Source organism: Streptomyces lusitanus, from assembly GCF_042647945.1.
GTDB classification, from domain to species: Bacteria; Actinomycetota; Actinomycetes; order Streptomycetales; family Streptomycetaceae; genus Streptomyces; species Streptomyces pseudogriseolus.
In genome coordinates this window covers 41,319-65,478 of sequence record NZ_JBHRWL010000009.1, presented here as the reverse complement: position 1 = coordinate 65,478, position 24,160 = coordinate 41,319, and the positions used below count along the sequence as shown (strand labels likewise).

23 protein-coding genes and 1 pseudogene are annotated in these 24,160 nt (G+C 73.6%); 9 read left to right on the top strand and 15 right to left on the bottom strand.

Annotated features, from left to right (window positions below):
• Window positions 1–100 precede the first annotated feature (100 nt).
• Together ACFOSY_RS15925 and ACFOSY_RS15920 are read left to right on the top strand one after the other, a co-directional pair.
• A complete protein-coding gene (locus tag ACFOSY_RS15925) occupies window positions 101–787 on the top strand; it encodes a HEAT repeat domain-containing protein (RefSeq protein ID WP_394307470.1) in 687 nt (228 codons plus the stop codon).
• A gap of 14 nt (window positions 788–801) precedes the next feature.
• Window positions 802–1,806, top strand: a complete 1,005-nt coding sequence (locus ACFOSY_RS15920) for a HEAT repeat domain-containing protein (protein WP_394307469.1) — start codon at window positions 802–804, stop codon at window positions 1,804–1,806.
• Window positions 1,807–1,851: 45 nt separating this feature from the next.
• Here ACFOSY_RS15920 and rsgA read toward each other — a convergent pair whose 3' ends face one another.
• A complete protein-coding gene (gene rsgA / locus ACFOSY_RS15915; protein ID WP_394307468.1) occupies window positions 1,852–2,955 on the bottom strand; it encodes a ribosome small subunit-dependent GTPase A in 1,104 nt (367 codons plus the stop codon).
• A 295-nt stretch (window positions 2,956–3,250) separates the two neighbouring features.
• Window positions 3,251–3,703 carry an anthrone oxygenase family protein gene (locus ACFOSY_RS15910; RefSeq protein WP_394307467.1) on the bottom strand — a complete coding sequence of 151 codons (453 nt, stop codon included), beginning with the start codon at window positions 3,701–3,703 and terminating at the stop codon, window positions 3,251–3,253.
• Window positions 3,704–3,856: 153 nt separating this feature from the next.
• Here ACFOSY_RS15910 and ACFOSY_RS15905 point away from each other — a divergent pair, with 153 nt between their 5' ends.
• A complete protein-coding gene (locus ACFOSY_RS15905) occupies window positions 3,857–4,441 on the top strand; it encodes a TetR/AcrR family transcriptional regulator (RefSeq protein WP_394307466.1) in 585 nt (194 codons plus the stop codon).
• A 7-nt stretch (window positions 4,442–4,448) separates the two neighbouring features.
• Here the strand turns inward: ACFOSY_RS15905 and ACFOSY_RS15900 are convergent, their stop codons facing one another.
• Window positions 4,449–5,948: a cellulose binding domain-containing protein gene (locus ACFOSY_RS15900; RefSeq protein ID WP_394307465.1), complete on the bottom strand. Its 1,500-nt coding sequence runs from the start codon at window positions 5,946–5,948 to the stop codon at window positions 4,449–4,451.
• 268 nt (window positions 5,949–6,216) lie between these two features.
• Here ACFOSY_RS15900 and ACFOSY_RS15895 point away from each other — a divergent pair, with 268 nt between their 5' ends.
• Entirely contained in the window at window positions 6,217–6,684 is a 468-nt protein-coding gene (locus ACFOSY_RS15895; protein ID WP_394307464.1) for an SUKH-3 domain-containing protein, read from the top strand.
• Window positions 6,685–6,739: 55 nt separating this feature from the next.
• On the opposite strand, the gene ACFOSY_RS15890 is transcribed toward ACFOSY_RS15895, so the two are convergent.
• The 3 genes from ACFOSY_RS15890 to ACFOSY_RS15880 form a co-directional block, all read right to left on the bottom strand.
• Entirely contained in the window at window positions 6,740–6,958 is a 219-nt protein-coding gene (locus ACFOSY_RS15890) for a hypothetical protein (protein WP_394307463.1), read from the bottom strand.
• Window positions 6,959–7,061: 103 nt separating this feature from the next.
• Entirely contained in the window at window positions 7,062–7,463 is a 402-nt protein-coding gene (locus ACFOSY_RS15885; RefSeq protein ID WP_394307753.1) for a hypothetical protein, read from the bottom strand.
• Window positions 7,464–7,687: 224 nt separating this feature from the next.
• A complete protein-coding gene (locus ACFOSY_RS15880) occupies window positions 7,688–9,028 on the bottom strand; it encodes a radical SAM protein (RefSeq protein ID WP_394307462.1) in 1,341 nt (446 codons plus the stop codon).
• A 153-nt stretch (window positions 9,029–9,181) separates the two neighbouring features.
• Between ACFOSY_RS15880 and ACFOSY_RS15875 the strand changes: the two genes are divergently transcribed.
• Window positions 9,182–10,435: an FAD-binding protein gene (locus tag ACFOSY_RS15875; RefSeq protein WP_394307461.1), complete on the top strand. Its 1,254-nt coding sequence runs from the start codon at window positions 9,182–9,184 to the stop codon at window positions 10,433–10,435.
• A gap of 64 nt (window positions 10,436–10,499) precedes the next feature.
• On the opposite strand, the gene ACFOSY_RS15870 is transcribed toward ACFOSY_RS15875, so the two are convergent.
• On the bottom strand, window positions 10,500–11,015 hold the full coding sequence (locus ACFOSY_RS15870) for a hypothetical protein (RefSeq protein ID WP_394307460.1): 516 nt from the start codon (window positions 11,013–11,015) through the stop codon (window positions 10,500–10,502).
• Complete coding sequence (locus ACFOSY_RS15865) at window positions 11,012–12,742, bottom strand: PHP domain-containing protein (protein ID WP_394307459.1); 1,731 nt, start codon at window positions 12,740–12,742, stop codon at window positions 11,012–11,014. Before ACFOSY_RS15865 ends, ACFOSY_RS15870 begins: the two co-directional genes overlap by 4 nt.
• A 210-nt stretch (window positions 12,743–12,952) precedes the next feature.
• Between ACFOSY_RS15865 and ACFOSY_RS15860 the strand changes: the two are divergent.
• Window positions 12,953–13,516: pseudogene (locus ACFOSY_RS15860) on the top strand (TetR/AcrR family transcriptional regulator); the annotation flags it as partial.
• Between the two features lie 28 nt (window positions 13,517–13,544).
• Here the strand turns inward: ACFOSY_RS15860 and ACFOSY_RS15855 are convergent.
• From ACFOSY_RS15855 to ACFOSY_RS15840, 4 genes are all read right to left on the bottom strand, one after another.
• Complete coding sequence (locus ACFOSY_RS15855; protein ID WP_394307458.1) at window positions 13,545–14,324, bottom strand: isocitrate lyase/PEP mutase family protein; 780 nt, start codon at window positions 14,322–14,324, stop codon at window positions 13,545–13,547.
• A 97-nt stretch (window positions 14,325–14,421) separates the two neighbouring features.
• Window positions 14,422–15,252: a class II glutamine amidotransferase gene (locus ACFOSY_RS15850; protein ID WP_394307457.1), complete on the bottom strand. Its 831-nt coding sequence runs from the start codon at window positions 15,250–15,252 to the stop codon at window positions 14,422–14,424.
• Between the two features lie 103 nt (window positions 15,253–15,355).
• Window positions 15,356–15,778, bottom strand: a complete 423-nt coding sequence (locus tag ACFOSY_RS15845) for a DUF7144 family membrane protein (RefSeq protein WP_394307456.1) — start codon at window positions 15,776–15,778, stop codon at window positions 15,356–15,358.
• 73 nt (window positions 15,779–15,851) lie between these two features.
• A complete protein-coding gene (locus tag ACFOSY_RS15840) occupies window positions 15,852–16,289 on the bottom strand; it encodes an SHOCT domain-containing protein (RefSeq protein WP_394307455.1) in 438 nt (145 codons plus the stop codon).
• Between the two features lie 197 nt (window positions 16,290–16,486).
• On the opposite strand from ACFOSY_RS15840, the gene ACFOSY_RS15835 reads away from it, so the two are divergent.
• On the top strand, window positions 16,487–17,893 hold the full coding sequence (locus ACFOSY_RS15835; RefSeq protein WP_394307454.1) for a DUF2252 domain-containing protein: 1,407 nt from the start codon (window positions 16,487–16,489) through the stop codon (window positions 17,891–17,893).
• Between the two features lie 21 nt (window positions 17,894–17,914).
• Here the strand turns inward: ACFOSY_RS15835 and ACFOSY_RS15830 are convergent, their stop codons facing one another.
• From ACFOSY_RS15830 to ACFOSY_RS15820, 3 genes are all read right to left on the bottom strand, one after another.
• Window positions 17,915–18,112, bottom strand: coding sequence for a hypothetical protein (locus tag ACFOSY_RS15830; RefSeq protein ID WP_394307453.1), 198 nt, complete (start codon window positions 18,110–18,112; stop codon window positions 17,915–17,917).
• Window positions 18,113–18,245: 133 nt separating this feature from the next.
• The gene (locus ACFOSY_RS15825) at window positions 18,246–18,677 is read right to left on the bottom strand and encodes a hypothetical protein (protein ID WP_394307752.1); all 432 of its coding nucleotides are present in this window, start codon (window positions 18,675–18,677) and stop codon (window positions 18,246–18,248) included.
• Between the two features lie 176 nt (window positions 18,678–18,853).
• On the bottom strand, window positions 18,854–21,562 hold the full coding sequence (locus tag ACFOSY_RS15820; protein ID WP_394307452.1) for a LuxR C-terminal-related transcriptional regulator: 2,709 nt from the start codon (window positions 21,560–21,562) through the stop codon (window positions 18,854–18,856).
• Between the two features lie 170 nt (window positions 21,563–21,732).
• Between ACFOSY_RS15820 and mmuM the strand changes: the two genes are divergently transcribed.
• Window positions 21,733–22,647 (top strand): homocysteine S-methyltransferase, encoded by a 915-nt coding sequence (mmuM, locus tag ACFOSY_RS15815; RefSeq protein ID WP_394307451.1) that lies wholly within the window; start codon window positions 21,733–21,735, stop codon window positions 22,645–22,647.
• 324 nt (window positions 22,648–22,971) lie between these two features.
• Entirely contained in the window at window positions 22,972–24,144 is a 1,173-nt protein-coding gene (gene rho / locus ACFOSY_RS15810; protein WP_394307450.1) for a transcription termination factor Rho, read from the top strand.
• The last annotated feature ends 16 nt before the right edge of the window (window positions 24,145–24,160 follow it).

Here is a 24,160-nt window from a genome sequence, read left to right as displayed (position 1 = left end):
GCGGGAATCGGACATGGAGCCCGGGCTCGGGACCTTCGCAGGGCGCGCTTGACCCTGACACGGTGAGAAGGTCTTCACTGGCGGGCCTGGAGGTGCTCCGATGACCACGCCCAAGGCGGAGACGACAACAGTGACGACGGCTTCACGTGTGCTGGCAGGACTGCGGCACGACGACTCCTCGGTACGGCTGCGCGCGGCGCTGGCGGCCGGGGCGGACCCGGACCCTGAGTTCGTGGAGCCGCTGGTGGAGCGGTGCGGGGTGGAACCCGTGTTCCATGTGCGGGACATGCTGACGTGGGCCCTGACCCGGCACCCGGAGGAGGCGACGGTGCCGCGGGTGCTGGCCGAGCTGCGGTCGCCGAACGCCCGCGCGCGGAGCCAGGCGCTGCACACCCTGTCCAAGATCCGGGACCGGGGCGTGTGGCCGGCGATCACGCGGTCGCTGCTGACCGACCCGGACGACGAGGTGGCGCGGACCGCCTGGCGCACGGCGGTGCTGCTGGCGCCGGAGGCCGAGGCGGCGGCGCTGGCGGAGGTGCTGGTGTCCCAGCTGGGCCGGGGCGGGCGGGAGACGCGGCTCAGTCTCAGCCGGGCGCTGATCGAGCTCGGCGAGCCGGCGGACCCCCCGGTGCGGGCCGCGGCGGCCGGTCACCCGGACCCGCGGGTACGGGAGCACGCGCTCGCCACGGAGCGGCTGCGGCGCGACCCCGAGGCGGGGTTCGCGGACGCGGTGGAGGAGGCGAAGCGCGTGGTGTCGCTGGGTCCGGACGGGCCTCCCGGTGAGTGAGGAGTGAGACAGGGGTGCTGATCGGTGAGGTGGCGCGGCGGTCCGGGGTCAGCCCCCGGATGCTGCGGCACTACGAGTCGCTGGGCCTGGTACGGCCGACGGGCCGCACGGCGGCGGGCTACCGCGCGTACACGGAGGAGGACATCCGGCGGATCTTCCACGTGGAGAGCCTGCGGTCGCTGGGCCTGTCGCTGCGGGACGCGGGCCGCGCCCTGGACGACCCCGGCTTCACCCCGTCCGGTCTGGTCGCGGACCTGGCCCGGCGGACGCGGGAGCGCATCGCGCGGGAGACGGAGCTGCTGACCCGGCTCCGGCGGATCGACGCGGCGGAACCCGCCGACTGGCAGGAGGTCCTCCAGGTCGTCGCGCTGCTGCGGAACCTGCGGTCGGGGGACGCGGGGATGCGGCAGCGGGCGGCCCTGTCGTCGGTGGACACGGCGCCGGTGCCGGTGGAGGCGCTGGTGGAGGCGGTGCTGAGCGAGACGGACCCGCATGTCGCCGGGGCGCTGCGGTGGGCGCTGGCGCAGGCGGGCGAGCGGGGGCCCGAGCTGCTGGCGGCGGGGCTGGGGTCGGCGCTGCCAAAGGTGCGGGGGCGGGCGGTGCGGTGCCTGGTGGAGATCCCGGGCGAGCGGGCGACGGCACTGCTGCGGGACGCCCTCGGGGACGCGGACCCGTCCGTGCGGCGGACCGCGGCTCTGGAGCTGGGGGCGCGCGGGGTGGCTCAGGCGATGCCGGAACTGGTCTGCATGGTCGTCGAGGAGGCGAACGACGTCGACGCGGCGGACGCCCTGGGCACGCTGGCGGGGGACGCGGCGGTGGCGGGGCGCATCGTGGCGGAGCTGGCGGGCCGCCTCGCGGACGCCGCCATGGATCCGCCGGCGCGCCGCCGTCTGACGCAGGCGCTGGCGGAGATCCCCGGCCCGGCGGCCACGGAGACGCTGAGGTCGCTGACCGGGGACGGTGACCGGGCGGTGGCGCTGACGGCGCGGTACGTGCTGGAGCTGCGGGAGTCCGGCTGAGCCGCCCCGCCGGGTGCCGCTGGGGGCGCCCGGCGGGGCGGGGTGTCAGCGCAACCGCCCCCGCTTGGCCTCCATGGCCGCCTTGCCGATGGCGCCCTTGCGCTTCCAGTCCTTGCGGATCTCCGCGCGGAGGCGGGCGTCGGTCTTGGCGACGATGTACTGGTTCTCCCGGAGCAGCTTGCGGTAACTGTCCAGGCGCCGCTGCGGCAGCTCGCCGGTCTCGACGGCGTCGAGGACGGCGCAGCCGGGCTCGCTCTCGTGGGCGCAGTCGTGGAACCGGCACTGCTCGGCGAGATCCTGGATCTCGGAGAACACCTGGCCCACACCGGTGCCGGCGTCCCACAGGCCGACGCCCCGCAGGCCGGGGGTGTCGATGAGGACTCCCCCGCCGGGCAGCAGGAGCAGGTTGCGGGTCGTGGTGGTGTGGCGGCCCTTGCCGTCGACGTCCCGGGTGGCCTGGACGTCCATGACGTCCTCGCCGAGGAGGGCGTTGGCGAGGGTGGACTTGCCCGCGCCGGACTGCCCGAGCAGCACCGTGGTCCCGCCGGACACGACGGCGGCGAGCACGTCGAGTCCTTCGCCGTCCTGCGCGCTGACGGTGAGGACGGGCACGCCCGGCGCGGTCGTCTCGACGTCCTGCACGAGGTACGACCGGGTCGCCGCGTCCGGTACGAGGTCGGCCTTGGTGAGCACCACGACGGGCTGTGCCCCGGACTCCCACGCCAGCGCGAGGAACCGTTCGATCCGGGCGAGGTCCAGCTCGACGGCGAGCGACACGGCGACGACCGCGTGGTCGACGTTGGCGGCGAGGATCTGCCCCTCGGACCGCTTGGAGGAGGTGGAGCGCACGAACGCGGTACGGCGCGGCAGCAGCGTACGCACATAGCGGGGCTGGGCGCCCTCGGGATCGACGGCGGCCCAGTCGCCCGTGCAGACGACCTTCATGGGGTCGCGGGGGACGACGTACTCGGTGTCGGCGCGGATCACGCCGTCCGGGGTGGCCATGTCGCACAGCCCGCGGTCGACCCGGACCACGCGGCCCGGTACGAGCCCCTGCGCGGCGAACGGGGCGAAGGCGTCCGCCCATGCCTCGTCCCAGCCGTAGGGAGCGAGAGCGTGCGCGGGGGTGGAGAGAGAGGAGAGATTCAAGGGGAACCCTTCGAAGAGCGGCCCCGGCGGCGCGCGTTCACCGACGCGCGAAGAGAGGTTGGGTCAGCCGGAGGCCACGGAGGTGGACGGAACGAACGACTGGATGCGGGCACGGCCCATCACAGAGACAGCCATCGGTCACACCTCCCAAGAACCTCGTCACGAACGGCACCCGTTGGGCGCCCTGCCGACACGGCACACAGTAGAGGGCGCCGCGTCGGTCCGCCAGCGAATTGTCCGGCCCCAGCTTGTCGGCACTCGTCTGCCCTTGTCGGCATGGGGCGCGTCGCCGGCCTCAGCCGCGGGCCACGGCCAGCAGGGCGAACGCGGCGGCGATGAGGGCGAGGCGGCCGTAGTGGTAGCGGGCCCAGCGGTTCAGCTGGTCGCGCCAGTCGTCGGGGCGGTTCTCGGGCGTCCAGGTCTTGTTGCGGTTGTTGATCGGGACGAGCAGGAGCAGGGACATGATCACGCTGAGGACGAGCAGCGTGGCGGCGGTCACGAGGAGACCGGTACCGGGGTCGGTGTCGTTCCGTCCGGCGACGGCCCAGGCGACGACGAGTACGAGCGAGCCGATGTACCAGACCGGCATGAGCGCGCCGAGCATGCGTCCGCCGTGGGCGTGGGCCTGCTGGGCGCTGTCCTCGGGCAGGGCGTCGATGACGCGGTTCATGACGAAGACGACGGAGAACTCCACGCCGACCATCAGGCCGACGATCACGACGGTGGCGACTTCGAGTGTGCTGAGCATGTGATCCCCCTGGATCCGCGTGGATCCGATCTGATGCGATCCGATGCGATTCGATGCGATCCGATGCGATTCGATGCGATCTAGCAGTGCTAGCTGATGGGTCAACGCTAGACCTGTCACCGCTCGCTTGTCTAGCAGTGCTAGAATCAAGGCATGCCGGTACAGGAACGCAAGCAGCGTGAGCGGGCGGAGCGGGAGCGGCTGATCGTCGCCACGGCGCGGGAACTCGCCGAACAGCAGGGGTGGGACGCGGTCACGACGCGTCGGCTCGCGGAGCGGATCGAGTACAGTCAGCCCGTGCTGTACAGCCACTTCCGGGGGAAGCGGGAGATCATCGGGGCGGTGGCGCTCCAGGGGGCCGCGGAGCTGGCGGCGGAGTTGCGGGGCGCGGTGGCGGAAGCTACCGGGGGTGGCGCACCGGAGCGGGTGCGGGCGCTGGCCCGGACGTATCTGGACTTCGCCGAGCGGAATCCCGCCGTGTACGACGCGATGTTCCGGCTGGACGGGGGGCTGGAGTTCGCGGCGGAGGAGACGCCTCAGGCGCTGAAGGACGGGTTCGCCGCGCTGGAGGAGACGTTGGCGGAGGTGGCGGGGGACGGGGTTCCCGCGGCGTTGCTCACGGAGGTGTTCTGGGCGTCGCTGCACGGGCTGGCGATGCTGACCCGGGCGGGGCGGTTGCCGGCGGGGGATGCGGCGGCGCGGGTGGAGTTGTTGGCGGGGCGGCTGGCCGCTGTCTGAGGGAGGGTCACGCCACCGCGCAGGTCTCCCCGTTGAGGGCGAAGTCGGTCGCGTAGGTGTTGTCGGTCCGGCGGGCGGCGATGAAGCCGAAGGCCAGGGTGCTGTCCTGGGCGACCGTGGCGTTGTAGTCGGCCGCCGTCGCCGTGACGCGGGAGCCCGTCTGGCGGGACGAGGCGTCCCACATCTGGGTGATGCGGTGGCCCTCGGGGAGGGTGAAGGCGACGTGCCAGCCGTTCAGGGGGTGGTGGGGCGTCACGGTGACGGTGGCCTGGTAGCCGTCCGGCCACTCGTTGACCACGTCGTAGTCGACCGAGCAGGACGCCGGGGGCGTGGCCGCGGTGCCGGAGGAGGTGCCCTGCGGCTCCGGGTCGGGCTCGGGTGTCGGGTCCGCCGTGCGGGTGGGCGGGGCGGGGCGGCTCGGTTCGGCACTGGGAGTCGGGGGTTCGGGTGACCCCGGGGTCGCCGTGCCGGAGGGCGCCGTACCGATCGGCGGCAGGGACGGGGCAGGCGCGGCCACCGGGCCGCCGCGGTCGTTGCCGGAGGCGGCCGTACCGCCGTCCCCGCCCTCCCCGAACGGCATCAGCGACACCGCGAGGGCGAGCAGCGACACGAGGACGGCCGCGGCCATCGGCCCGTGCCGGACGACCCGCGCCTTGCGGCCCCGTCCGGGCGCCGGGTCGTCGGCGTCCGGGTCGGCGCCGTGCGAGTGCCCGGCGCCCAGCCGCACCTCGGCGGCACGGCGGCGGCGCTCCAGGTAGGCGAGGCCGCCCCAGCCGATGACGCCGCCGGCCAGCGCGCCGGGCAGGGTGCCGCCGTTCAGACGCAGGCAGGCGGCGGCCTCCGCGCACTGGCGGCAGGTGGCGAGGTGCAGGGTCAGGTCGGCGGGGGCGTCCGCGGCGGGCGAGCGGGTGACGGCGTCGAGCAGCCGGGCGTAGCTGCGGCACTCGGCGTCCATCGGGGAGTCGAGGTGGTTACGGTGGCAGCGGTCCCGGAACAGGCGGCTGACCTGGGCGAGTTCGTCGGCCGTGGTGGCGGGGTCGAGACCCAGCCGACGGGCCACCAGGGGCAACGGGAGCGCCTCCGCCTCGGCCAGCCAGAGCAGTTCGGCGTCGGCCTGCTGGAGATCGCGCAGCCCGCGCAGGGCGACGGGGCGTTCGAGGGGCGGCCCGGTGTAGCGGGCGGCCTCGTCGGAGTGCAGCCACAGCCGCAGTTCGGGGTCGAGCTTGTGCCCCTTCCCCTCCTTCTCCCACGCGGCGGCCGTGTCGCGTACGGCGGTCAGCAGCAGGGGGATGCGGGGCAGCCGGGAGGAACGGCGGCCGGTCCCCCGCACGCTTCCCGACTCGGCCGCGCGCAGTTCCCGTATGCCCTCGGCGAAGGCCTCACGGGCCAGTTCCGCACCGGCGCTCGACCCGGCCGTGCACAGGTCGGCGTAGGAGAGGACCGCGTCCCAGCATTCGGAGAACAGGGCGGCCTCGGAGGCGTCCTGGGGGCTCGGCAGGTCGGGCATGAGACTCCTGCATCCACGAGCGAGGTCAACTCGTCATACCGTCGGGCCAAGTTGTCGGGAACCTCGCGGCAGTGGACGAGAGCTTCGCACGTCCGCGACGGGACTGACAAGCGCTGTCTTCACTTTACGTGGCGGCCCGGCGACCCCTCGCAGGGATCACCTGGGCGGTTGCCGCAGCGGCGTGTTTCCGAGTCTCCCGGCGTCGAGCGCGGGCTGTCGGCTGCTGTGATGATCGCTACTCACCCACAGCTGAGGAGGCGGGCCCCAGATGAATAGCTGGTCGCCAGAGGTGGACGGGGTGTTGACGGCGTCGGGATGGACACCTGGACGGAGGGTGGACACGGCTCGCTGGCGATCCATGTTCGAAGCAGTCGGCCTCGTCATGCACGACGCTGCCGAGGCCTTCCTGCAGGAGTTCGGCGGTTTGACGGTGAACGTCAGCGGACCAGGTGTCAGCTGTGCACGCGAGCCGTTCGAGCTGGACCCCGAGCTGGCCTGGGGCGAGGAGGACAGGTTCACGGAATGGAGCGAAGCGATCGGGCGTCATCTTTACCCGCTTGGCGAGCTGGATCACGGCCGGTTCTTTCTGGGCATCGATGAAGTGGGCGTAATTTATCTCGTCGAAACCTGGGTGGCCAGCTTCGGACCGATTCCTCAGGCCATGGAGAGCTTGGTTCTTGGCGTGGCTCCTCGCCGAATCGATGAGGCATGGGAGCCAGCGGGACAGCCGCCCTGAGGCGTCGGTCACCTTGACGTGACACGGCAACTGGCCGATCGGCGCCCGAACGCCCCTACCTGGTGGCAAGACGCGCGAAGCCAGCGGTGCCTGCGAACACCACCGCGGCGACGACGACTGCCCAGTCACGCCATGCCCACCAGCCCGCCATCGTGCCGACGAGGTAGCCCAGGGCTGCGAGGAACAGCGCGCTGGTCACGGCGAAGACAAGCAGTCCCGTACTGCGGGCACGTCGCGGTGTGTTCCCGACCGGCTCTGGCTCCTGCATCGTCACGCCCCTTTCATGTTCCGCCTCTTAGCGCTACCCGCGCCCCGGGGCTCGCAGGCCTCCAGCCCGGGCGGCGCACAGCGGCCTGCCCACAGAGACGGTGTCTTGATTACAACTCCCGCCACTCGCCCAGCTCGTCGGGTCTCCCCGCCTGGACGAAGGTGAGCATGAGGGCCCATGCGTGATCGACAGCGAGAACGCAGTCGCCACCGAACGCAGCCGAGTCGTCCGTGATCGGCACTTGCACGACCGCATCCGCTGCGGCGGTGCCATCGCCGACGTGCAGGGACGACCTTTCAGGATCGCTGAACAGATGGATGACCGCTTGATCGTCCCGGAAGCCCAAGGCCAGCAAGGGAAACTCGCCGGCCGGCAGGCGGACTTCCAAGTACCCCTGGCCATGCGTGCGTAGAGCGGTGAAGTGATCCGTCAGATCTGTCAGGTCCGAGCTTCGTTCCATCGCGGAGAAACGTCGCGATCCCAAGTCCGTTGCTGTCCACGACACGAGCATCTCCACCTCCTGTTGCCCAGCTGTCCTGCCCTGCGCTCATAACGGCGGTGTAGGCGACGGCACCCGTTCAGCCAGGTACATCGTCCGCTGCACAGCGCCGACACCGGAGCCCGGTGTCACCACGCTCCCCCCGCAGGGGCCGTACGCGGGAAAGGCCGGAACCTTTCAGTTCCGGCCTTTCCCGAACGGCGCCGTCCGCTGCGGCGTTCCGCCAACCCCCGCGCTCAGACCGCCTCCGCGGCCTCCGTCGCCTCCACCGGCTCGGTGGCAGGCAAGCTGTCCATGAACGAGCTCACCGAGAACACCGCGCGGCCCGGGCCGGGAGGGCCGTAGCCGGGGGGTGAGGAGAGGCCGAAGTCCTCCATCGTCTGGCGGTACGCCTGGAGCAGGCGGATGTGGTACTCCAGCGGGGCGCCGTCGGGGTTGGTCTTGCCGAGCGGGGTGGTGGGCTCCGGGCACCAGGTGGTGAAGCGGGGCGTGATCCCCTTCGACATGAAGAAGCGCAGGCCCTCCGTGGTGGACGCGATCGCCTCGTCGACGGTCTTGAAGCCGAACGGCTCGGCCATCTCCACGCCCGCCACGAAGTTGGGGATCACGTTGCGCGCGCCGAAGATCTCGGCGGAGTCGAGGATGCGGCGGTGCCACTCGTCACGGCCGACGTACCGCTCCTTGCCGGGGCAGTACATCTTGAACAGGTACTCGTCCCACACCTCGTAGTTGGGGTGGTAGATCTGGACGCCGTAGTCCTTGAAGCGCTGCACGTCGTCCTTGGGCAGCGCCTGGGCGACGACCTTGCCGATCCAGCGGCCGGGGAAGCGCTCCTCGATGGCCTTGGCGTAGTGGCCGTAGAAGTCGGCCTCGTCACGGCCGGAGACGGTCTTGGTGATGGCTCCGCCGGTGAGGGTGTAGGCGGTGGACGCCTTCGCCGTGTCGTACTTGTCGATGATCTCGAGGGCCTCGAGGACCTCCTCGACGTCCTTCACGCCCGTGTAGGGCCGGCCGGCCGCCTTGTGCTGGCGCCAGTTGTGATTGATGTCGCAGTACTGGCACTCCTCCTTGGCGCCGAAGTACTGGCAGACCCGGAACACCGTCAGGTAGATCAGGTAGCCCCACTGGATGGTGGGGGCGACCTCCATCACCGACTTCCCGTTGGACAGCTTGTGCCGGTAGTACTCCGGCATCGGCGGCACGCCGACGTCGGAGATCCGCTTGCCGTCCAGGTAGAGGCCGAGCATGCCGTGCTCGTCGGCGGCGACCCGGTACGGGGACGCCGGGTTCACCCGGACGGACACGACCGTGCGGCGCAGGTCGTAGGGTCCCCCGGTGAGGATGATCTCCTCCGGCGGGCGGCGCAGCGCGGCCTCGCCCAGCTCCGGCAGGGTGCCGTGGTCGAAGGAGAAGATGAAGTACGACTTCGGTTTGACCTCGCCGCCCTCGTTGTCGCTGAGCGCGGAGGGGTCGAAGGCCACGCCGCCGCGCAGCAGGTCCTCCTTGAAGACGGCCTCGCGCGGAACGTGCGGGAACCGCTCCATCAGATCCTCGACCAGCGCGGTACGGCTGCCCATCGCGTGTTCTCCTCCCGGTGCCGACGTACGACTCCTCACGGTATGCCTCCGGCCGGACATCCGGAGCGCCGGGTCCCCCCACCGGCGCGGATCACTCCCGGGGTAGGTTCCGTCGGGGCCCTGTCACGGGCCCGCCGGCGGGAAGGACGAGGAATGACCGAGAGCGTGACCAACTGGGCGGGCAACATCACCTACGCGGCCAAGGAGCTGCACCGGCCGCGCACCGTGGAGGCGCTGCGCGCACTGGTCGCGGACTCCTCCCGGGTGCGGGTGCTGGGCAGCGGCCACTCCTTCAACGACATCGCCGACGCCGGCGAGGACGGCGTCCTGCTGTCCCTGGCCGCGCTGCCCCCGGTGATCGAGGTGGACGCCGGCGCGCGCACGGTGCGGGTCGGCGGCGGGGTGCGGTACGCGGAGCTGGCCCGCGAGGTGCACCGGCACGGGCTGGCCCTGGCCAACATGGCGTCCCTCCCGCACATCTCGGTCGCCGGGTCGGTCGCCACCGGCACGCACGGCTCGGGCGTCGGCAACGGCCCCCTGTCGTCGTCCGTGCGCGCGGTGGAGCTGGTCACGGCGGACGGCTCGACGGTCACCGTCGGGCGCGGCGACGAGCGGTTCGGCGGCGCGGTCACCGCGCTGGGCGCGCTCGGCGTGGTCACGGCGCTCACCCTGGACCTGGAGCCGGCGTACGAGGTGGAGCAGCGGGTGTACACCGAGCTGCCGCTCGACGTGCTTGACGCGGGCACGTTCGACGCGGTGACGTCGGCGGCGTACAGCGTGAGCCTGTTCACCGACTGGCGGGAGCCCGGCTTCCGGCAGGTGTGGGTGAAGCACCGCACCGACCGGCCGCGCACGGACTTCCCGTGGGCTGCGCCCGCGACGGAGAAGATGCACCCGGTGCCGGGGATGCCCGGCGTGAACTGCACCGAGCAGTTCGGCGTGCCGGGCCCGTGGCACGAGCGGCTGCCGCACTTCCGCGCGGAGTTCACGCCGAGCAGCGGCGCGGAGCTCCAGTCGGAGTACCTGCTGCCCCGCGAGGCGGCCGTGGACGCGCTGCATGCCCTGGACGCCGTCCGCGGAACGGTCGCGCCGGTGCTCCAGACCTGCGAGGTGCGCACGGTGGCCGCCGAGGAGCAGTGGCTGGGCCCCGCGTACGGCCGTGACACGGTGGCCCTGCACTTCACCTGGGTCGAGGACACGGCGACGGTGCTGCCGGTGGTGGGGCGCGTGGAGGAGGCGCTCGCGCCGTTCGCGCCGCGCCCGCACTGGGGCAAGGTGTTCACCACCCCGCCGGCCGAGCTGCACGCCCGTTACCCGCGGCTGCACGACTTCCGCGCCCTGGTCCGCGAGCTGGACCCGGAGGGCGTGTTCGGCAACGCGTTCGTGCGGGGGGTGCTGGGCGGCTGAGGGCGCGGGGTGCTGGGCGGCTGAGGGCGCGGGGCCTGCCGGGCCCCGCACACCTCCCTCCAGCTCAGTGGTCCGCGCAGCACGGCGTCGGGTTCGGCGCCTCGAACGGCACCAGCGTGTCCCCCAGGGCCGGCGTGGCGGCGAGGACCAGCACCCCGCCCTCCCACTGCGGCCGTACATGGTCCCGCGTCACCATGCGGGTGTCCGGCTCCGGCGGCAGCGGCGAGCCCAGCACCGTCACCCGCTCGATCGCGGAGCGCTCCAGCAGTTCCCCGACCGTCAGGGTGCCCGTGAGCCCGGACGCGCCCGGGTAGAGCACGGCGCGCCCCGACGGGTCCGGCAGTCCCGCCGACACCGTGCCGTACTCCCCCGCCGCGAGCCGCTCCCGCACGGTGTCCAGGAGCGGCGCGGAGGGCAGGGACAGCGACACCACGACTCTCGGGCGCGCGTCCCGCACCAGGTGGGTGCAGCCGACGGTGTTGCCGGGCAGGGCCAGCCGGTCCGCCAGCGCGTGCAGCAGATGGTCCGCCGCCCGCAGGTCCCGCGCGCCCGCGTCCACGGTGAGGGCGTGCACCGTCATGACGGGAGCACCCACACGGGGTTGGAGTAGAACCACAGGTCGCGCCAGGGGTCGGCGTCGCCGACGACGTCCAGGGCGGGACCGGCCGGGTCGGCCTTGGCGCCCATGACCCCGACGGCGGACCGGTTGCCGTCGGTGCCGCGCAGCCGCAGGTACACCGGGCGGTCGACCCGCCCGAGGTCGAAGGTGAGCCGCACGCTGCCCGTGGACTTCTTGACCTCGTACGACCGGACGACGGCCGCCGTGGGCGCGGTGAACGTGTCCCGGTCGGAGACCGGGCCGGTGACGTCGCCCTGGATGACGTCGACGCGGGCCAGTTCCGGCGTGAACCCGGCCCAGTTGGGGCCGCCGGCGAGCGCCACGTCGGCGGTCAGCGTGACCTTGGTGCCCTTGCGGACGTGCAGGGCGCCGCCGAGGGTGGCCCAGCGGCCGCCGCCGGCGACGCGGACGTCGAGGCCGGAGAGAAGCTGCCCGTGGTCGACCCAGATGCGGCCGGCGCGGATGCCGTCCATGACGGCGGCGTAGGAGAAGCCGTCGGCGCCGACGTGGGTACGGCTGTACTGGCCGGGCCAGAAGTCGCCCTGCTTGGTGTCGATCTTCCCCGCGTAGACGGGGTCGCCGTAGCGGCCGTCGGTGGCGAAGTCGCCCGCGCCGCGGGCGGCGGTGTCGGCGTACACCTGGTGGGAGTCGGAGTTGGCGGTGATCCACCAGGGGCGGCCCTCGGCGAGGAGGCTGTCCCACAGGCCGCCGACGGTGGCGGTCATCCAGTCGAAGCCGCCCCAGGTGCGGTAGCTCTCCAGCGGATAGCCGGGGAAGGAGTTCGCGCCGGGGCTGCCGTCGTAGATGCCGCGGGCGCCGCCCGGGCCGAGCGGGGCGGGCAGTCCGGCGGCCTGGTGGCCGGGGGCGCCCTCGAAGCCGACGGCGATCTGCCGGCCGGTGCCGTTGGCGTCGCGCCAGGCGCGGATCTCGTGCGGGGAATCGATGCCCTTGCGGGACGGGTGGTTGGCGAGCATCAGCGCGTCCTCGACCTTGCGGCGCCTGACCTGCTCGGCGAGGAACTGAAGACCGGCGACGGCGAGGGCCTCGTTGGCAGGGGTGGAGTCGCCCGCGCCCTTCACGCTGCCGTCGTAGTCGTTCTCGAACTGCTTGAGGACGGCGACCTCGTTGCGCCCGGGGTGGACGAACACGGTGCCGTGCTCGGCGGCCGGGATGTTCCACTCCAGGCCCTGGAAGACGAGAGTGTCCTTGTGCGCGGCGCGCGCCTGCCTGATGTCGGGGTTGACCTTCTCGACGCCGATCTTGGCGTGCGTGGTGCTGCCGTGGTCGGTGATGACCAGCCAGTCCATGCCGTTCCTGGCGCCCTGGCGCACCTGGTCGATGACGCGGTACTTGCCGTCGCTGCTGTACTGCGTGTGGATGTGGTGGTCGCCCGCCAGCCACAGGAAGCCCTTGGCGGGACCTCTGCCGTGCGTTCTGCGGTCGCCCGCGGCGGGCGCCGCCGTGGCCGCGCTGCCGGACAGGACGGTGCCGGCGGCGAGGCCCGCGCCGAGGAGTCCGGTGCGGCGCAGCAGCGCGCGGCGGGACGCCTGTCCGGGGTTCAGTGCCTCGTCGGGCACGGAGGTGTCGAAGGCGGCGGGCAGGGGGGCGGTCGCGCCGTGCCCGTGCCCGTGCCCGTGGTCGTGACCGTGGTGGTGGTGGTGCGGTCCGTGTGCGTGTCCGTGGCCCATGGGTGGAGGATCAGGGGGGCGCGTGAACCGGGGGCGTCCGCAGGGTGACCGGTGCATGCCACCGGTTCGACGGCTGCGGGCAGCGGAGCTCCTCGGGGCGCGGGGAACGGCGCGACCAGCCACGGATCAGCCGCAGGCGAGCGGCATCCCGCCGGTGTCGGCTACATTCACGTGTCCCGAACCCCGCCCGACCGACCGCCGGAGGCCCGCATCCCCCGCGCCGGACTCACCGCCGACCGCCTCGTGGCGGCCGCCGCCGACCTCGCCGACGAGGCCGGCTACGAGAACGTCACCCTGTCCGCGCTGGCCCGGCGTTTCAACGTCAAGGACGCGAGCCTGTACGCGCATGTGCGCGGGCTGCGGGACCTGCGTACCCGGATGGCGCTGCTGGCGGGCGGCGAGATGATCGACCGGATCGCGGCGGCGGTCGAGGGCCGCGCGGGGAAGGACGCGCTGGCCGCGTTCGCCGGCGCGTACCGCGACTACGCCCTCGGCCACCCGGGGCGGTACGCCGCCACGCAGATCCGCCTGGACGAGGCCACGGCGTCGGACTCCCCCGCGCTGCGCCGCACCACCGAGGTCATCAACGGCCTGCTCCGCGCGTACGGTCTTGAGGAGCCCGATCTCACGGACGCGGTACGCCTGTTGCGCAGCTCCTTCCACGGCTACTGCGCCCTGGAGTCCGCCGGCGCGTTCGGCGCCCCGCGCGACCTCGAGGCGTCGTGGGACCGGATGATCGACGCGCTGCACCTGACGTTGGAGAACTGGCCGCGCGGAGCGGCGGACCGGCCGACTTCGGATGTCAGGCGGCGAGCACCTGCACCTCCCGGTACGACGGCACCGTCCCCTCCCCCGCCGCCCGGCCCTCCCGCACCGCGACCGCCGCGTCCAGCGCCGCCCCGAGGGCCCGCCGGTACGGCAGCGAACCGAGACTGACGCGCCGCACGCCGAGGTCGGCAAGGTGGGCGAGGGACGGACCACCCGGTGCGTACAGGACGTTCAGGGGGCAGCCCTCCAGGGCGCGCACCAGGCCGGCGATCGTGCCGGGGTCGGCGAGACCGGGCACGAACACCCCGTCCGCCCCGGCGTCCCGGTAGGCCAGCACCCGCTCCAGGGTGCCCTCACCGTCACCGAGCCAGTACGTGTCCGTCCGGGCGTTGACGAAGAGACCGGGCGCGGCGGCGCGTACGGCGCGGATCTTCGCCACGTGCCGGCCCGCCGGCCCCAGCCCGTCCTCGAGATTGACGCCGACCGCGCCCCGGGCCCGCAACTCCGCCGCGAACGCGGCCACTTCGCCGGGATCGTCGCTGAAGCCGTCCTCCGCGTCGACGGAGAGCGGACACGGCAGCGTCCCGAGGACGCCGGCGAGACGCAGGGTCTCCTCGCGGGTGGCCCGGGCCCCGTCCGGCAGCCCCGCCGCCGCGGCGACGCCCAGGCTGGTGGTGCCGACGGCGGGGAAGCCGTGGGCGTGGAGGAGGGCCGCGGAGGCGTGGTCCCAGGCGTTGGGGAGCAGCAGGGGACGGTCCTGGTGGTGGAGTGCGGCGAAGGTGTCCGCGGGGCGGGCGGCGTGGTCGTCGGTCATGCGGGCCACGCTAGGCGCGGGACGCTTCGGCGCCCGCCGAACGGTCGGGCGTGAGCCGCTCGCTCCGGGGCGCGCGGCTCACTCGGGCCCGCGCGGCTCATTCCGGTGCGAACGCGTGCATCTCGTCCTCCTCGTCCGGCAGCACCACCCCGTACGAGCTCTCCGGGACCTCGTTCCAGGCGCCGGGCAGGTCACCGAGAGGCTCGGAGACGATCAGGCGGGCGTCGTCCGCGATGTCGCGCAGGAAGGCCACGTCCGGATGGAGGGACTTCAGCGTCTCGACGCGGGAGCTGTAGAAGAGGGAACGCGACTGCCGCTGCGTGGAGTAGCGGAACGCCCACAGCCGCACGCCGTCGGTCACCGCGACCGTCATCTGGAGGGCGGAGGCGACGCCGTGCTCCCGGCCGGTGCGCTCGACCAGGCCGGCCATGCGGGCGACGGCGCCGCGCGGATCGTCCTCCAGGCCGAAGGTGAGCGCCAGGTAGAACATCATCTCGGAGTCCGTGGACCCCTCGATGTGCGGGAAGAGGTCCGGGCGGACGGCCAGGGCGAGGTCGCGCCGCAGCAGCGGAAATCCCTCGATCGCCCCGTTGTGCATCCACATCCAGCGTCCGTACCGGAACGGGTGGCAGTTGGTCTGCTGCACCGCCGTGCCGGTCGAGGCGCGGATGTGGCCGAAGAACAGCGGGGAGACGACATGCCCGGCGATCTCCCGCAGATTGCGGTCGCTCCAGGCCGGGCCGATGTCCCTGACCACGGCGGGGCTGTCCTTGTCCGGCATGTACCAGCCGATCCCGAAGCCGTCGCCGTTGGTGGTCTCCACGCCCATCCGGGCGTGCAGGCTCTGGTCGATCAGGGAGTGGACCGGCCGGTAGAGGAGGTTCTCGAGCAGGATCGGCGTGCCCGAATAGGCGAGCCAACGGCACATGTCCACCGCCTTCCCCGTCGGAACGGGACCCTGGTACGGCCTCGGGTACCCAGCCCGCCGGGCGGGACGCGTCCCACGTCAGGTGCGGGGAAGGCGTACCGCGTCACGCGCGGGAACGGCCGCCCACGCACAGCGCCCAGATGACGAACCCGGAGAAGGCGATCATCACGACGGACCAGACGGGGTAGTACGGCAGCGACAGGAAGTTCGCGATGACGACGAGCCCGGCAATCACCACGCCGGAGACGCGGGCCCACAGGGCGCCCCGGCCCAGACCGAGGCCGACGAGCACCGCGATCGCGCCGAGCACGAGGTGCGTCCAGCCCCAGGCCGTCAGGTCGAACTTGAAGACGTAGTTCTGCGTCCTGACGAAGACGTCGTCCTCGGCGATGCCCATGATCCCGCGGAAGATGTCCAGCACCCCCACGAGCATCAGGGTGACGGCGGCGAAGACGGTCAGGCCGCCCGCCCACTCGCGCTTCGCCGACGGCGCGTGCGCGCCGTGTGTCGGATGTGTGGCTGTCATCGCTGTGCCTCGGTTCCGTGTCGTGTCCGCGATGGGGCGGACGGTGTCCCCCGCGCCGGCGAGGGCGTCCCGGTCACTCGCGGGGCCCGTGGCCGCTCAGGACCAGCTCCTTGGCCCTGCGGAACTCGTCGTCCGAGATGTCCCCGCGTGCCTTGATCTCGGAGAGCCGGGCCAGTTCGTCCACGCTGCTGGTTCCCTCCCCGGTCCCCTTCGCCGTCTGACGGATGTAACTGTCGAGCGCCTCCTGCTGGGCGCGTGCCTGGGCCAGTTCCCGGCTGCCCATGTTCCTGCCGCGGGCGATCACGTAGACGAAGACGCCCAGGAAGGGCAGGACGATCGTGAAGACCAGCCAGCCGGTCTTTCCCCAGCCGCTGAGGGAGTCGTCGCGGACGACGTCGACGACCACCCGGAAGAGCAGGATGAACCACATGATCCACAGGAAGAACACCAGCATGGTCAGCAGCGCACTGAGCAGCGGGTAGTCGTACGCGAGATACGTCATGCCGGTCATCTCCTCCTCGCTCGCGGGCCCTGAGTGCCCGCCCGCGGGCCCGCCGTCGCGCCGTGCCCGTACCAGCGTGTTCCGTCCGGCGCCCCGGTCGCCTCACCCGGCGCGGGTGATCCGCCGGGCGGCGCGCGCGGGGTGGGATGGACGGCGTGGACCGGTGGTCCGTGGAAGAGGTCCGTGAGAGAGGCGGGAGGACGGCGATGGCGGTACCGGACGCGTTCGACGCCTCCCGCTCCCCGGCCGAGCGGGCGTCGTACGGCAGGCGGGCGCGCGGGCGCGCGCCCCGCTCGGCCCACGCCGGGTTCTCGCCGGCTCCCGACCGGCCGGACCCGGTGGGCTTGCTGGAACGGCAGTCGGCCACCCGGCTGCACGAACTGGTGCCGGTCCGTTACGGCCGGATGCTGGAGTCGCCGTTCCGGTTCTACCGGGGCGCCGCCGCGATCATGGCGGCGGATCTCGCCCCGCTGCCGGACACCGGCCTGACCGTGCAGCTGTGCGGCGACGCGCATCTGTTGAACTTCCGGCTGCTGGCCTCCCCGGAACGGCACCTCGTCTTCGACATCAACGACTTCGACGAAACCCACCCCGGTCCCTTCGAATGGGACGTCAAGCGGCTCGCGGCCAGTCTCGCCGTCGCCGGGCGGGAGAACGGCTTCACCGTGGCGGAGCAGAGCGACGCGGTCCGCGCCTGCGTCGCCGCGTACCGGCTGCGCGTTCGGGAGTTCGCCGGGATGCGCACGCTGGACGTCTGGTACGCGCAGGACGACGCCGACCGGCTGCGCGAGCTGGCGGCGTCGTCCCTGACCTCCGAGGCCCGTCGGCGCACCGCCGAGGCGACGCGGAAGGCGCGCACCCGCACCCACCTCCAGGCGTACGCGAAGCTCACCCGTGCCACGCCGCAGGGCCGGCGCATCGCCGCGGACCCGCCGCTGATCACCCCGCTGCGGGAGCTGCTGGGCGGCGCCTCGGCCGAGGAGAAGGGCCTGCGCGCGGTTCTGGAGGGGTACACGCGGTCGCTGGAGTCGGACCGCCGCCTTCTGCTCAGCCGGTACCGGCTGGTCGACGTGGCCCGCAAGGTGGTCGGCGTCGGCAGTGTCGGCACGCGCTGCTGGATCGTGCTGCTGCTCGGCCGGGACGACGACGATCCGCTGCTGCTCCAGGCCAAGGAGGCGCAGGAGTCGGTGCTCGCCCCGTACACGGACGGCGCGGAGCCGGACAACCAGGGCCGGCGGGTCGTGGAGGGCCAGCGGCTGATCCAGACGACCAGCGACATCCTGCTCGGCTGGACGCACGCCACCGGCCTCGACGGCAGGCCCCGCGACTTCTACGTACGGCAGCTGCGTGACTGGAAGGGCATCGCCCGGCCCGACACCATGGACCCCGGCCTGCTGCGCCAGTTCACCCGCCTGTGCGGGGCGAGCCTGGCGCGGGCCCACGCGCGGTCCGGCGACCCGGTCGCCATCGCCGCCTACCTGGGGCGCGGCGACCGCTTCGACCGGGCGCTCGCCGCGTTCGCGCAGGACTACGCCGACCGCAACGAACGCGACTTCGCGGCCCTGGGCGAGGCGGTGCGGTACGGCCGGGTGCGCGCGGAGGGGCATTCCTGACCCGCGCCCCCGCCGGAGGGCTCACCGCGGCACCTGGCGCAGCTCCAGGATCCGCAGGCCGAGGGACTGGCAGCGGGCCAGCAGCCCGTAGAGGTGCGCCTCGTCGACGACCTGTCCGAACAGCAGGGTCTGCCCGGACATCGTGACGTGGTCGAACTCCGGGAACATCCGGATCAGCGGCTCCGACAGCTGCCCCTCGACGCGGATCTCGTAGCGCATGAGCCGCTCCCCGGGTGACGCCTGGACCGCACGGACCACGGCCGCACCCTTCCGATGGTCCGGCCCTCGGCGGCGGCGCGGCTCACCCCCGGCAGGTGAGGGCAGGTGAGAGGGGCGACGGCCCGGTGGGTGTTCAATGCTTCAGCCACAGCTTGCTCGCCAGGATGACCAGCCCCAGGAAGAGATTGACCAGGGCCGACAGCGCCATCAGCCGCACGGGCGCGCCCGCCTGCCGCGCCGCGGCCACGGACCAGCCCACCTGTCCCGTCACGGCGACGGACAGCGCGAACCACTGGCCGCCCTGCACGTCGAGGCCCAGCACGGGCCCGACGGCCACGGCCAGCGCCGGAGGCACGGCGGCCTTGACGATCGTCCACTCCTCCCGGCACACCCGGCGGACGACGGCACGGTCCGGCGGTCGCTGCGCCAGTCGCGCCCCGAACAGGTGGGCGTGCACATGGGCGATCCAGAACACCACGCCGGTGAGCAACAGCAGCAGCACGAGTTCGAGCCGCGGGAACGACCCGAGCGTGCCGGCCCCGACGATCACCGACGCGGCGAGCATGGAGCCGTAGACGCCCCCGGTGTAGTCGGCGTGCGTACGGCGAGGGGCGGACACGCCGTCCGCCCCCGTCCCGGGGTTCCGCGCGGGACGCGGCGCGTGTGTCCCGCCGGCCGTTCCGGCGGGGGTGCGTGCCCTGGGCGGCTGCGCCCGTCGGGGCGTCATGGCGTGGCGCCTGCTCACAGCAGGCCCAGTTCGCGGGCGCGGCGCACCGCCTCGTTACGGCGGCCCACCGACAGTTTTCGGTAGGCGTTCTTGAGGTGGGTCTTCACGGTGTTCACCGAGACGTACAGGTCGGCGGCGATCTCCTCCGTGGACATCGCCTGGGCCAGCCGCCGCAGCACGTCCCGCTCGCGTCCGCTCAGCTCCTCGACGGGCGGGGGCGGGCTCGTGGTCGCACGGGACGGGGGCGTGCGGCGGTGGTGGTGCGGGGTGGTCGTCAGGTACAGGTAGGGGCGGATCCAGGTCCCGGTCTCGGCGAGGGGCCGGCGCAGGCCCTCCCGGTGCGCCTCCCGCACCGCGCGGGTGACAAGGCGCCGCGCGGCGGCGGTGTCGCCCGCCCGGTCGGCGGCCCGCGCCCGCACCAGCGCGGCCCGTACGGTCACCGCCGGGCCGGCGTGTTCGTCGACGGCCGCCCGGTCGAGGAGCCGTACGGCCGCCTCGGGCCGTCCGGCGGCGAGCAGCACCCGTGCCGCGCCCACCGCGCACGCCGGCTGGTCGCGGGGCACCTCGGGCAGCAGCGCGGCGGCGTCCTGCGGCCGGCCCTCGGCGAGGCCGGCTGCCGCCGCGACCAGGGCCGTCTCGCCCCGGGCCCACGGCGACACGGTGTCGGCCGGCACCCCGGGCTCCACCGCCTTCCACGCCGCGCCGGGTTCGCCGCGCGCCAGGTGCAGACGCGCGGCGACCAGGGCACGCCCGGCCTCGAGGACGGGGTCCCGCAGCGCGGGGTGCGACTCGCCCGCCGTGTCGAGCAGCGCCCGGGCCTGCGCCAGTTCCTCGCGTTCCACGGCCACGGCGGCGAGGACCAGGCGTTCCACGCCGGAGGCGGCGAGGCGGCCCAGCCCGGACCGTACCGTCTCCGCGAGCGCCTCGCGCGCCGTGCGTTCGGCGCGATCCGGCCAGCCGTGCAGCACGTCGAGGAGGGCGAGCCGCGCCAGCGCGTCCTCGCGCGGCAGGGCCGTGACCGCCGCGCCGGGTCCGGTCGCCGCCGCCCGGGTCAGCGCGGCCCGGGCCCCCGCGAAGTCCCCGGCCCACAGCCGGGCGGACCCCAGGTGGTCCAGCAGCAGCGCGAGGAACTCCGGGTGGCGGTCCAGGAGTTCGGCGGGGATCTCGTCGCGCAGCGCCTCGGCCTCACGTACGGCGTCCTCCGCGCGGCGGGGTGCGCCGGCCAGCCGGGCGGTGAGGGCTTCCAGGAGGGCGCAGCCCATCCGGACGGCCGCCGTGTCCGCCACGTCAGCCGCGTCCGCCAGGTCGTCGTACCGGGTCGCCAGCTGCCGGGCCCGGTGGAGCCGGGCGGCGCCCCCGGCGAGGTCGCCGCGGGACAGCCGGACGGCGGCCCGTACGAGTTCCGGCGCGGGACCGTCGCCGCCCCGCTGCCCCATGCCGGAGAACAGCGCGGCGAGGGTGTCGGCGCGGGGGCCGGTGAAGAACTCGCCGAGGGCGAGGTCGTCGACCAGGGCGGAGGTGGTGAACTGCCAGTCGCCGGCGGCGGCGCCGTGCCCGAGCGCCTCCGGGACGGCCCCGGCCGCGCGGAGGCCGGCGGCGGCCCGCCGGTGCAGCTCGGGTTCCAGTCCGGGCCGGCGTACGCGCAGATGGGCGCGGAGGATCTCCGCGAACAGCGGGTGCAGCCGGTACACGCCGTGGCCGACGTGCTGGACGAACGCGTTGCTCCGGTGCAGCCGGGCCAGTACGGCCTCGGCGTCCGCGCGTCCCGTGACGGCGCTGGCCAGCCGCGGACCGAACCGGTCGAGGACGCTGACCCGCAGCAGCAGTTCCTGAGTCCCGGCGTCCTGCCGTTTGAGCACCTCGGCCAGCAGGAAGTCGGCGACGGCGCTCCGGTCGGCCTCGAACTCCTTGAGGCACAGCTCCGGGTCGGGTGCCTGCTCGGCCGCGAGGGCGCACAGCCGCAGTCCGGCGGCCCATCCCCGGGTCCGTGCCACGATCCCGCGCACGGCGGTCGGGGACAGCCGCAGGCCGTGCGCCTCCATCAGCCGGGCCGCCTCGCCGGGCGTGAAGGCGAGTTCGGCGTCACGGATCTCGGTCAGCTCGCCCGCGGCGCGGTACCGATGCACGGGCAGCAGCGGCTCGGTGCGGGTGACGAGGACGAGCCGCAGCCCCGGCGCGGAGTGACGCAGCAGGAAGTCGAGCTGGGCGGCGATCTCCGGGGCGGTGACCCGGTCGAACTCGTCCAGCACCAGGATCACGGGCCGGTCCCGGCCGCCGAGCAGGGCGGCGAGCCGGGCCGGCAGGGCGTCACCGACCCGGTTCGCGTCCGCCGGGAGGGCGATGTCCGCAGGCAGCGGCACACCGGAAGTACGCAGCGCCTGGAGGAGGTACGCCCAGAACATGCCGGCGCCCTGCCCGTCGGCGTCGGTGGTGAGCCACGCGACGGGCAGCTCGGGGCGCCCGGTCACCCAGTCCGCGACCAGCAGCGTCTTCCCGGCGCCGGCGGAGCCGTTCACCATGGTCAGGGGGGTGTGCAGGGCGCCGTCGAGGTGCCGGGCCAGCCGCTGTCTGCGCAGGAACGTGGCGGGCGGGGCGGGGACGGCGAAGCGGGTACGCAGGAACGGGTCGCCGTGCGGGTCGTACGTCTCGGCACGCTCGTACGTCTCGGCACGCTCGTTCGTCTCGACCCGGTGGCCGGCGCGGTGGCCTGTGTGGGGTTCCACGGCCGGGCGGTGTTCCACGGCCGGGCGGTGTTCCGCGGCCGGGCGGCCGCCGCCCTGATGTGCGGTTGTCACGGGCACTCACCGCCCTGGTCGGGCCGGGTTCCCTTCCAGCATCCCAGCAGCCGGGCCGGGGGGCGCGCCGGGGCCTGAACCTCGGTTAGCGTCGCCGTATGAGCACCACGGAATCCCTCGCCGCGGCCCTGGCGGACGGCACGGTCGTCCTGGACGGCGGCATGTCCAACCAGCTCGCGGCGGCCGGTCACGACCTGAGCGACGCGCTGTGGTCGGCGCGGCTGCTCGCGGACGAGCCGGAGGCGGTGACGGCGGCGCATCTCGCGTACTTCGAGGCGGGCGCGGACGTGGCGATCACGGCGAGCTACCAGGCGACGTTCGAGGGGTTCGCGCGCCGCGGGATCGGCCGGGAGCGGGCCGCGGAGCTGCTGGCGCTGAGCGTGGAGTGCGCCCGTACGGCGGCCCGGCGCGCCCCGGGTCCGCGCCGCCCGCTGTGGGTGGCGGCGTCCGTCGGCCCGTACGGCGCGATGCTCGCGGACGGGTCCGAGTACCGGGGCCGCTACGGGCTGTCCGTGGCGGAGCTGGAGCGGTTCCACCGCCCGAGGATGGAGGTCCTGGCGTCCGCGTCCCCGGACGTGCTGGCCCTGGAGACGGTCCCCGACACGGACGAGGCCGAGGCGCTGCTGCGCGCGCTGCGCGGGCTGGAGGTGCCCGCCTGGCTGTCGTACTCGGCGGCCGGCGGCCGTACCCGGGCGGGACAGCCGCTGGAGGACGCGTTCGCACTGGCCGCGCGGGCGGACGAGGTGATCGCGGTCGGCGTCAACTGCTGCACCCCGCAGGACGCGGACCACGCGGTCGCCGTCGCCGCGCGCGTGACGGGCAAGCCGGTGGTGGTGTACCCGAACAGCGGTGAGCGGTGGGACGCCCGGGCCCGCGCCTGGACCGGCGAGGCCACGTTCTCGGCGTCCCGGGTGACGGGCTGGCGGGACGCGGGGGCGCGGCTGGTCGGAGGGTGCTGCCGGGTGGGCCCGGAGACGATCGCGTCGGTCGCGCGGACGCTGCGGGGGTCGTAGCCGCCCGCGCGGCCCCCTTGTCACGGTCCCGCTCCGTGGTACGGTGCCATGAGTGCCGTGCAGCGCCCCGTCGGGCGCCGGGCCCCGTCTTCACCGCCGGAATCTTCTTCGCTTCGGCTTCTCTCCCAGCCGTCACGCCGGCTCTCGCACCGCCGCGTACGGCTTTCCCACACGGTCGCACGGCGACCGCAGTGAGGTTCCCACCGCTGTGAGGCGCGCACACGCCCTCCCCGAAGACCGCGGTTCCCCCCTTCCTTGCCGTCCTTGCTCCTCTTCTTTTCGTCTTCTCTCCTCTTCCTTCCGTCCTTCGAAAGGACCGACCACATGACCACTGCCCTCGACCGCCCCGGCCGGCAGACCTCAGCCTCCGGCCGACAGCAGAAGCAGCAGCAGTCCGAGTCCGTCACCGTCACCGGTGTCCTCGACGTCGACGCGACCGGGAAGGGCTACCTGCGCGGCGCCGGCCTCGTGGCCGGCTCGTCCGACCCGGTCGTCTCCTCCGCCCTGGTGCGCCGGCACGGGCTGCGCAAGGGCGACCTGGTGGAAGGCGTCCTCGGCGACCGCCGCGCGCTCACCGGCATCGCCCGCGTCGACGGCCGTACGCCCGGCTCGCTCGCGGGCCGTCCGGACTTCGGCGACCTGACCCCGGTCCACCCCCACCGGCGGCTGCGCCTCGAACACCGGGCGTCCGGGCTCGCCGGCCGTGTCGTCGACCTGCTCGCGCCGGTGGGCAAGGGGCAGCGCGGGCTGCTCGTGGCCCCGCCCAAGACCGGCAAGACGGTGCTCATCCAGCAGCTCGCGGCGGCCGTCGCGGGCAATCATCCCGAGTGCCGGCTGATGGTGGTGCTGCTCGACGAACGCCCCGAAGAGGTCACCGACATGCGGCGCTCGGTGCACGGCGAGGTGTACTCCTCGACGTTCGACCGTCCCGCCAAGCAGCACATCGCGCTCGCCGAGCTGGTCGTGGAGCGGGCCAAGCGGCTCGTCGAGGCCGGCGAGGACGTCGTGATCCTGCTGGACTCGCTGACCCGGCTGTGCAGGGCGTACAACAACGCGGCCGGCCCCGGCGGGCGGACCCTCAGCGGCGGCGTGGACGCCCGTGCGCTGATCGGCCCGAAGCGGTTCTTCGGCGCCGCCCGGCAGACGGAGGGGGCCGGTTCGCTGACGATTCTCGCCTCCGCGCTGGTGGACACCGGCTCGCGTGCGGACGAGTTCTTCTTCGAGGAGCTCAAGGGCACGGGCAACATGGAGCTGCGCCTGAACCGCGAGGCGGCGACGCGGCGCCTGTTCCCGGCGGCCGACATCACCACCTCGGGGACCCGACGCGAGGAACTCCTGTTCACCCCCGAGGAGCTGACGGCCACCCAGGGCCTGCGCCGCGCCCTGACCTCCCGCGACTCCGCGACCGACCTGGAGACCCTGCTGACGCGCCTGCGCGAGACGCCGGACAACGCGACGTTCCTCCGCCAGGTACGCCCGACCCTGCCGACCGGCTGACGCCGCCGAACGACGG

Coding starts and splice junctions, on each gene's coding strand:
- ACFOSY_RS15830 (WP_394307453.1), bottom strand. CDS start 18,112: ATGCGCTACGAGATCCGCGTCGAGGGGCAGCTGTCGGAGCCGCTGATC.
- ACFOSY_RS15895 (WP_394307464.1), top strand. CDS start 6,217: ATGAATAGCTGGTCGCCAGAGGTGGACGGGGTGTTGACGGCGTCGGGA.
- ACFOSY_RS15870 (WP_394307460.1), bottom strand. CDS start 11,015: ATGACGGTGCACGCCCTCACCGTGGACGCGGGCGCGCGGGACCTGCGG.
- ACFOSY_RS15905 (WP_394307466.1), top strand. CDS start 3,857: ATGCCGGTACAGGAACGCAAGCAGCGTGAGCGGGCGGAGCGGGAGCGG.
- ACFOSY_RS15925 (WP_394307470.1), top strand. CDS start 101: ATGACCACGCCCAAGGCGGAGACGACAACAGTGACGACGGCTTCACGT.
- ACFOSY_RS15825 (WP_394307752.1), bottom strand. CDS start 18,677: ATGCTCGCCGCGTCGGTGATCGTCGGGGCCGGCACGCTCGGGTCGTTC.
- ACFOSY_RS15865 (WP_394307459.1), bottom strand. CDS start 12,742: ATGGGCCACGGACACGCACACGGACCGCACCACCACCACCACGGTCAC.
- ACFOSY_RS15840 (WP_394307455.1), bottom strand. CDS start 16,289: ATGACCGGCATGACGTATCTCGCGTACGACTACCCGCTGCTCAGTGCG.
- ACFOSY_RS15880 (WP_394307462.1), bottom strand. CDS start 9,028: ATGGGCAGCCGTACCGCGCTGGTCGAGGATCTGATGGAGCGGTTCCCG.
- rho (WP_394307450.1), top strand. CDS start 22,972: ATGACCACTGCCCTCGACCGCCCCGGCCGGCAGACCTCAGCCTCCGGC.
- ACFOSY_RS15875 (WP_394307461.1), top strand. CDS start 9,182: ATGACCGAGAGCGTGACCAACTGGGCGGGCAACATCACCTACGCGGCC.
- ACFOSY_RS15850 (WP_394307457.1), bottom strand. CDS start 15,252: ATGTGCCGTTGGCTCGCCTATTCGGGCACGCCGATCCTGCTCGAGAAC.
- mmuM (WP_394307451.1), top strand. CDS start 21,733: ATGAGCACCACGGAATCCCTCGCCGCGGCCCTGGCGGACGGCACGGTC.
- ACFOSY_RS15835 (WP_394307454.1), top strand. CDS start 16,487: ATGGCGGTACCGGACGCGTTCGACGCCTCCCGCTCCCCGGCCGAGCGG.
- ACFOSY_RS15910 (WP_394307467.1), bottom strand. CDS start 3,703: ATGCTCAGCACACTCGAAGTCGCCACCGTCGTGATCGTCGGCCTGATG.
- ACFOSY_RS15900 (WP_394307465.1), bottom strand. CDS start 5,948: ATGCCCGACCTGCCGAGCCCCCAGGACGCCTCCGAGGCCGCCCTGTTC.
- ACFOSY_RS15845 (WP_394307456.1), bottom strand. CDS start 15,778: ATGACAGCCACACATCCGACACACGGCGCGCACGCGCCGTCGGCGAAG.
- ACFOSY_RS15885 (WP_394307753.1), bottom strand. CDS start 7,463: ATGCTCGTGTCGTGGACAGCAACGGACTTGGGATCGCGACGTTTCTCC.
- ACFOSY_RS15855 (WP_394307458.1), bottom strand. CDS start 14,324: ATGACCGACGACCACGCCGCCCGCCCCGCGGACACCTTCGCCGCACTC.